Here is a 6,937-nt window from a genome sequence, read left to right as displayed (position 1 = left end):
CCGGGTTGCTACGCTGCACCGAGGCAAAATCCAGGTCTTCATGACTTTCGCCGGTGGCCATACTGGAGGCTGCTCCACCTCCCAGGCCAATTAACATGGCTGGGCCACCAATCACGATGAGTTTGGCGCCCGCCGGTATCTGTCCTTTTTCGACATGGGTTTCACGAATATTTCCCAAACCGCCCGCCAACATAATGGGTTTATGATAACCGCGTACCTCTTCTCCATTGACAGTGGGAATCTGTTGTTCAAAACTACGGAAATAGCCGCAAATATTGGGACGACCAAATTCATTATTAAATGATGCAGCGCCTACAGGACCTTCCAGCATAATCTGTAACGCGGAATCAATTCGACCAGGTTTACCGTAATCCTGTTCCCAGGCCTGTTCATAACCGGGTATTTTCAGGTTTGAAACCGTGAAACCACAGAGACCTGCTTTAGGTTTTGAACCGCGCCCAGTTGCACCTTCGTCGCGAATCTCCCCACCCGACCCTGTCGCAGCCCCGGGAAAAGGCGAGATAGCCGTGGGGTGATTATGCGTCTCAACCTTCATCAACACATGAACAGGTTCCTGGTGATACTGATACTGTCGTGTCAAGGGATCCGCAAAAAAGCGTCCTGCGGTCGAGCCTTCAATAACCGCTGAATTGTCCGAATAAGCCGATAGAATTTTCTCAGGATGAAGTTTGTAGGTATTACGAATCATACCGAACAGAGAATGATCCTGTTGTTCACCATCCACAATCCAGTCAGCATTAAATATTTTGTGGCGACAATGCTCGGAGTTCGCCTGGGCGAACATCATTAATTCAACGTCGGTCGGATTACGTTGCATGGTTGTGAAATTTTCTACCAGATAGTCAATTTCATCCGGTGCCAAAGCCAGCCCCATGGCAGTATTTGCATTTACCAGTGCATGGCGACCTTGATTAATAATATCAACCGTATTTAACGGTGCCGGTTCGGCTTGAATAAATATTTGCCCGGCCATTTCCAGATCGGACCACACCACATCAGTCATTCGATCGTGAATGAATGGTTTTAACAAATCCAGCTGTTGTTCATTCAATGGCACTGAACCATCTAGCTTTAAGGTATAGTGAACACCGCGCTCAATTCGCCTGATTTTATTCAACCCGCAATGCTGCGCAATATCCGTCGCTTTACTGGACCAGGGCGAAATCGTACCGGGCCGTGGCAGCACATACAAAGATGTACCCTGCAGTGCATCATCCTGGTAACTGGGACCATAGTGAAGCACCTGTGTCAGGATATTGTGTTCTTCGTCGGTAAGCGCGCCATCCAGGTCGACAATGTGAATATAAGAAGCCGTAAGTTGCTGAATGGGTATATCAGATTGCTGCAACCTGGCGATGAGTTTATCAACCCGAAAGGCTGACAAAGCGGGACAACCATGCAGGATTAACATGCTAGTTTACTTTTCAATAGATAGATTATTGTTAATTGTGAAGTTTGGATTACAGACTTGTTATTCATTCGTATTATTTCATTTTGCGGTTTCAATATCGGACTGATACGCCTGAAATCAGCATCTATTTTACCGCAAATAGCAGGGCGGCGACATGAAAAATTGATCTGCCGCAATACGAAGATTCGTTCATAATTTCCCCATCATGCGCTACCCCGCAAACGATTTCTCCGTCTTTCGCGCTCAAAAAACCAAATTTATACAGGGGTAAAAAAAAGCCTCAAACGAGTCGTTTGAGGCCTTTTCCCTGTAGCAAAAATTAAACTTTTGAAGAGAATCGAATTTTGCTGTTATTCTAATTGGAAAATGCTTACACCTTAAATTGTCCCACTAACAGTTTCAGTGTTTCCGCCTGCTGATTGAGTTCATTACTGGCCGAGGAGGTTTGTTGAGCGCCTGCTGCAGTCTGGTCGGTGATATCGCTAATGCGCACCACCTTCTGGTTGATTTCTTCTGCCACCGCGCTTTGCTCTTCCGCAGAGCAGGCAATTTGTGAATTAAGGTCTTTAATGGTGGTCACTGCCGAGTTGATTTCTTCCAGTGAAGTTCCGGCCTTAGCAGCTTGTCCCACGGTGGCTTCTGCCATTTCTCGACTTTGATCCATTACCGACACTGCATCCCGCGTTCCGGACTGTAAGCGCTCAATCATGGTCTGAATTTCTGCGGTGGATTGCTGGGTCCGTGAGGCCAGAGTCCGCACCTCGTCGGCAACCACGGCAAAGCCACGCCCCTGCTCACCGGCACGCGCCGCTTCAATGGCTGCGTTCAATGCCAACAGGTTAGTTTGTTCAGCGATGCCCTTGATAACATCCAGTACACCACCAATGCTTTCGCTGTCCTTTTCCACCCGGTCGATAACTGCACCGGCTTCTTTAACTTCTCTGGCCAGGGAATCAATGGCTTCGATAGTATGCCCGACAACCTGACGACCATTATCTGCCGCCACGTCAGCGTTGTGCGCCGCATCAGCCGCAGCATTGGCATTCCGTGCCACTTCCTGTCCTGACGCCGCCATTTCGTTTACTGCGATGGCCACTTCGTCGGTTTCCTGCTGTTGGCGATCTGCTCCCTTTCTCGTTTCGTCAGTCACCACGGTCATACGCTCTGACGCACTGGCGACACGTTCGGTGATCCCCGTCACTTCCCTGACGATTTCCTGCACTTTGCTGGCAAAATGGTTAAACGCATTGGCTAATTGCGCAATTTCATCATTACCCGTTACCGTGATACGCTGAGTTAAATCACCGTTACCTGATGCAATGTCTTCCATGGCAGATTTGGTTTTTAACAATGGTGAAACTATGGCGCGGCTAATAAAGAAAGATCCCGCAAATCCGACTAACACACCGACAACCAGTAATACACCCACCAGGCTAATGGTCCTGGCCACCTGGTTGGCGAGTGTCTGACCGGTGCTGCTGGCCTGGTCACGCAAGTCCCCAACAATCATGCCCACGTGATTTCCAATTTCGCTAACCAGTGGTCCCAGTTCGGTACGAATCAAGTAGGAATCCATACGCCATTTTTCACTGCTGTGAATATTGATCATTTCACTGATATGCTCACTGAACTTGGTGTGAATTCCTTCAAACTGCTCCAGGGCATCCGCTTGATCCAGTGTGAGTAAATCAGGCTTTGACTTTATTCTGCTTATCGTTGCATTCATGCTTTCTGAAAATAATTTAATTTCATCCAGAGACGAATCGCTTTTGAATGCCAGATATGCACGTATACCATTAACCACACTGGCAAGTGAATAACGCATTCCCTCCAAATCCACCAATAGCTTGCGTCGTTCTGCGTTTACGTCTTCTTCCATTTCCGCTTGCAACATTAAGCCAGCCAGGTTCAGCATTTGTTGAGCGAGTGGACTCAGATTAACTGCCGCATATCGAACGCCAGGTATATTCTTATCGCGGCTTTCCGCCAGTTCCAACACACGATCACGGTATTGCTTGAATTGGTCAACTCCTCCGGCAATTTCACCAACGTGATCTTTCAACATAGGCTGGTTCTGCACCATTTGCATGTTTTGCAGCTTACCTAATACTAAATCCACCTTAGCCAGGCTTTCCAGGTAACTGTCCTTGTGGGATTGCTCTTTACTTAACAGATAAAAACCCAGGGAGCTATTGGCTCGCTCGATATGGTATTGCAACTCGGTTGCGGTCAACACCGCAGGCTGTATTTCATCGGAGATCGTCACAACATCGGTTTCAGTAGAAGACAAGCTGATTAAGGCACTGACCGCAACGGCCACGATCAGGATCTGCATTAATCCAAAGCCGGAAAATACCTTTTGTTTTACATTAAGTAGCGAGAGAAAATTCACTGTTTTGTCCTTTCAATTTGATTCAAAGGTTCTGCTGCCAGTTTTATTGGCATTGAGCGATACCGGCAAAACAATTCCCATCATTCCCATATCGCATGGAATCTCAGCTACATATTCGGCTAAATAATGAGAAACCTTTAACAAAATGTAACCAATCTCTAAACGAAAAACCCGGCTCAAGGCCGGGTTTTGCAGGCGCTGGTTCAGACAGAACCATGACTATTATTCTTTGAAATTACAACAGTTTATGTATCCTTTCATTAGATATGGGATATGCTATGACAAATCCACCCCCAATCGATGCGCCACTTCTTCATAGGCTTCCACAACGCCGCCCAATCCCTGACGAAACCGATCCTTGTCCAGTTTTTTCCGGGTTTCAGCGTCCCACAAACGGCAACCATCCGGTGTGAATTCATCGCCTAATACCAGTTCACCATGGTAATCACCAAACTCCAGCTTGTAATCAACCAGTAGCAGGCCCGCATCAAGGAACAGGGCCTTAAGCACATCATTCACCTTGAACGTCAGTTCCTGCATGGCCTTGACCTGCTCCTCTTTCGCCCAGCCAAAGGCGCGAATGTGATACTCATTAATCATGGGATCATGTAGTTCATCATTCTTGAGGAAGAACTCAAAGGTAGGCGGATTTATATCAATCCCCTCTTTTACCCCCAATCGTTTACAGATACTGCCGGCAGCAATATTTCTTACTACACACTCCACTGGCAACATATCGAGTTTTTTTACTTCAGATTCCTGTGCAGAAAGCAATGACTCAAAATGGGTGGGAATGCCAGCTTCAGCAATCTTTTGCATAATAAAAGCATTGAACTTGTTATTCACTTCACCTTTACGGTCAAGTGCTTCCATTTTTTCGCCATCAAATGCCGATGTATCATTTCGAAAATACAATATCAGCCTGTCCGGATCATCAGTCAGATATACAGACTTGGCTTTTCCCGCATACAGTTCTTCACGCTTCTCCATGGTTAATCCCCGATTATCACCGTTATATCAGTTAGGTTATTTTGAATAAGTCATTAGTTCACATCTCGCCAGTCAAGACCGCATTGCTGATCAGCGACCGCGATCCAGTCCTGCTGACAACTCAACGCTGCGCTTAAACTCTGCTGTGCCAGTGTTTGCGTGTTATGCTTTTCACTAATATGCGCTGCCACGATGTGTTGCAGACTCGAAGTATCTATACTTTGCAGCAATGTTGCCGCCTGCTCGTTGTTAAGATGACCATAGTCACCGGCCACTCTCATTTTAACACTATATGGGTAATCACCCTCTGCCAACATCGCGACATCATGATTACACTCCAGCACCAGGGCATCACAACCTGAGAGCTGTTCCTCGATATGGGAAGTACTGGTACCTGTATCGGTTAAGATGGCCAGGCGCCGCTGTCCGTCACTAAATACAAACTGACAGGGCTCTTTAGCGTCATGCGGTACAGGAAAAGGATTTAATTCCAGATCACCAATTACGAATGATTGATGACTGTTTATTACCCTGGAGGCAGGCAATTCCCCCAGGCGAGTACACGCCAGAGTCCCTTTCGTTGCATAAACTGTCACGCCGTACTTGCGAGAAAACGCTCCCACACCATTAATATGATCTGAATGCTCGTGAGTGACCAGTATGGCGTCAATGGATTCTGGATCAACACCCATCATGCCAAGACGCTTATTGGTTTCACGCACGGAAAAACCATTATCCAGCATAACGCATGTCTGCCGCGACTCGATTAACAAAGCATTACCTTTGCTGCCACTACCAAGGGCACAAAACCGCAAAGCAACCCCCCCCTTTAAATGTGTTTAACCGTATCAATCGTCATTGCTGGTATTTTTAGCCGGATTTTCCAGTAGCCCCTTGATCTGCAATAACAAATGATCTGACAGACCTGAACCTTCCATTTCACCATACTTATTATGCACAGTAATTCTAGTTTTTTCGTCCACCTGTTTTAAGTGGATTTGATATTCTTCCTTTAGCGGCGGCTTTTCATCTCCCGGATGTACTTGCTCTTCGATATTTACCGAAATCAATTCTTTGGAAATGGTATAGAACTGTCCCCCTCGACTACTATCGTCCAGGGTATAGCCCAGCTCTTCCAGTGCCGGGCCCACAGCTGGCCATACCTGGTCAAATCCACCGTCGACCAGTAAAACACTATCTCCTTCAGGTGTTTTCTCTTCCCTTGAAGTGAAGGCAAGCAGTGTTTTTTCCTCTGCAACGGGTGCTTGAGGCCCCGCTTCACCGGCTATCTTGCCACTATCTGCATCAAGCTCACTTAGATCCACGCTTTTTATAATGGTTGGTGGCTCCACCAAATCACTGGTCAGGTCTAAAGTGTCAACTTTTATATCCGGCACTTCCAGCGGCTGGGTGCTCCTGGGAGCAATTAAACCATCAGGTATTTCCAATGGCCTGGTTGATTCCGCATTGTGATGTGCAAACTCTTTATTGCTTTTGAACATGCTACATGCGGTCAATACAAGCCCCAACAGAAAAACAACAATAATACGGGTAAAAAACATGATATTAATATAGGTCGGGTATGCTTTAGATTTGAATTATAGAATATTGGCCTGCTTCATCGCCTTACGCACAGCATCATGATGCTGCTCAGACAAAACAGTCATTGGCAATCGTATCCCTGACGTAATGAGACCCATTTCGTAGAGCGCCCATTTTACAGGGATTGGGTTGGCCTCCAGGAACAGGTTTTTGTGAAGTTCCAGCAAAGGTTCATTGAATTGTTGAGCCGCCGCTTTGTCACCAACAAGAGCCGCAGCACACATATCGTGCATGGCACGCGGAGCTACATTTGCTGTTACGGATATATCACCTTTAGCACCCAGTAAAATTAGATCCATAGCCGTTGCATCATCGCCACTATAAACATCAATTTTATCACCACACATTTCCAGAATAGTTTTGGCGCGTTGCAAATCACCCGTGGCTTCTTTGATCCCGATAATATTTGGAATTTCGGCCAACCGCGCTACGGTTTCCGGCTGCATATCCACGGCAGTACGACCCGGGACATTGTAAAGTATCTGCGGAACTCCTACCGCTTCGGCAACCGCACGATAATG

At 46.8% G+C, this 6,937-nt stretch carries 5 protein-coding genes and 1 pseudogene; all 6 read right to left on the bottom strand.

The window, feature by feature from the left end; genetic code table 11:
* A pseudogene (locus ACWVCM_RS11325) lies at positions 1-1,432 on the bottom strand (hypothetical protein); the annotation flags it as partial.
* A gap of 370 nt (positions 1,433-1,802) precedes the next feature.
* On the bottom strand, positions 1,803-3,824 hold the full coding sequence (locus ACWVCM_RS11320) for a methyl-accepting chemotaxis protein (RefSeq protein WP_455201864.1): 2,022 nt from the start codon (positions 3,822-3,824) through the stop codon (positions 1,803-1,805).
* Positions 3,825-4,100: 276 nt separating this feature from the next.
* The gene (gene purC / locus ACWVCM_RS11315; protein ID WP_455201863.1) at positions 4,101-4,814 is read right to left on the bottom strand and encodes a phosphoribosylaminoimidazolesuccinocarboxamide synthase; all 714 of its coding nucleotides are present in this window, start codon (positions 4,812-4,814) and stop codon (positions 4,101-4,103) included.
* A 53-nt stretch (positions 4,815-4,867) separates the two neighbouring features.
* The gene (locus ACWVCM_RS11310; protein WP_455201862.1) at positions 4,868-5,629 is read right to left on the bottom strand and encodes an MBL fold metallo-hydrolase; all 762 of its coding nucleotides are present in this window, start codon (positions 5,627-5,629) and stop codon (positions 4,868-4,870) included.
* A 33-nt stretch (positions 5,630-5,662) separates the two neighbouring features.
* On the bottom strand, positions 5,663-6,316 hold the full coding sequence (gene bamC / locus ACWVCM_RS11305) for an outer membrane protein assembly factor BamC (RefSeq protein WP_455201861.1): 654 nt from the start codon (positions 6,314-6,316) through the stop codon (positions 5,663-5,665).
* Positions 6,317-6,412: 96 nt separating this feature from the next.
* Positions 6,413-6,937 (bottom strand): dihydrodipicolinate synthase family protein (locus ACWVCM_RS11300; protein ID WP_455201860.1); only part of this gene is annotated, 525 nt, incomplete at its 5' end.

The sequence above is a fragment of the Kaarinaea lacus genome, assembly GCF_975902315.1.
The sequence above is the reverse complement of the archived record's forward strand: the minus strand, read 5'-3'. Positions and strand labels throughout refer to the sequence as shown.

What these genes read in the sequence shown, in the direction of transcription:
- purC (WP_455201863.1), bottom strand. Translation starts at nt 4,814, where the DNA reads ATGGAGAAGCGTGAAGAACTGTATGCGGGAAAAGCCAAGTCTGTATAT.
- bamC (WP_455201861.1), bottom strand. Translation starts at nt 6,316, where the DNA reads ATGTTCAAAAGCAATAAAGAGTTTGCACATCACAATGCGGAATCAACC.